Here is a 1184-nt window from a genome sequence, read left to right on the forward strand (position 1 = left end):
ATAAAGAAACGCAGCTTAACATCGTCAAAGAAGCGTTGGCTGGTATTAAGGTGGGGGTATTGGCTCGCATGTATGACATCCATCCTGAAACCATTCGTAGTTGGATAAGAGATCATCGTGACTTCATCCCTGCTGAAGAGATTCCGTTTGCTGACGAGCACCTCCAGGAGCTGCAACGGCTGCAAGAGGTCGAACAGCGGTATGAAAAGGCGGTTAAGGTGCTCGGGGAGAAGGAACTCGAGCTTGAAATCTTACGAGAACTGCTAAAAAAGCAAGCCCCCGCTTATCTGAAAAACTCGAAGTAGCAGAACCATTTATTAAGCGGGGAGAACCAGTAGCAGTGGTTCTGCGCATCCTAGGCATTTCGGAATCCACCTATTATGACCGCAAAAAAAGAGCGAATGTTGCACCATCTGAACGCCCTACAAGAGGCCGACGTGGCCGTCCAGTGCCCGGATACTCTTATACGTATGAGGGCGAACGCATATGCGACGAACGGATAAATCAATGGCTTCTTGAACTGATTGAAGGTGAAGAGTATGTTTACGGCTACAAACTTCTCGCAAAATGTATTCAGGACAAATACAACGTGAAACTAAATAAAAAGAAGTCTTACCGGTTATGTGACGAGCTAGGCATTCTTCAAAAACCACGCCAGCGAGTCCAGTCACATCCGCGTAGACTGCCGAGAAACCGCATCGTTACAGGCTCTAATCAACTGTGGCAAATGGATATTAAATACGGATACGTCAGTGGGCTGGAGCGTTTCTTTTATGTGCTCAGCATCATTGATGTGTTTGATCGCGTTGTTGTTAAGCAGTACAGAGGGCCCGCTTGTGAAGCTAAGCACGCCGCTCAGACGCTTTGTTACGCCCTTCAGAATCGGATAACAACAGGTGAAGAGATGCCTACAATTCGTACGGATAACGGCCCTCAATTCACCAGTAAACTATTTGGAGATATGTGCGAGAGTCTAGATATTATCCATGAGCGCATACCTCCAAGGACACCAAATATGAATGCCTACATTGAGTCTTTCCATAGTTTGATGGAACGCGATCTGTTCCGTATAAGGGACTTTAGGACATTTGAAGAGGCCTATGAATCGCTTGACCAGTACATGGATTTCTACAATAACCGAAAAATGCACGGTAGTTTAAAATCGAAACCTCCTGCCGTATTTT

The 1184-nt window shown here is 46.0% G+C and carries 2 protein-coding genes; both read left to right on the forward strand.

Annotated elements, in window-relative coordinates:
* On the forward strand, positions 1-305 hold a 305-nt coding region (locus UQ64_RS27150; protein WP_060626588.1), incomplete at its 5' end, for a helix-turn-helix domain-containing protein.
* Positions 306-340: 35 nt separating this feature from the next.
* Positions 341-1184: IS3 family transposase (locus tag UQ64_RS27155; RefSeq protein ID WP_082651346.1), on the forward strand; the 844-nt coding region annotated here is incomplete at its 3' end.

The sequence above is a fragment of the Paenibacillus etheri genome (assembly GCF_001012825.1).
Classification (GTDB): domain Bacteria; phylum Bacillota; class Bacilli; order Paenibacillales; family Paenibacillaceae; genus Paenibacillus_AQ; species Paenibacillus_AQ etheri.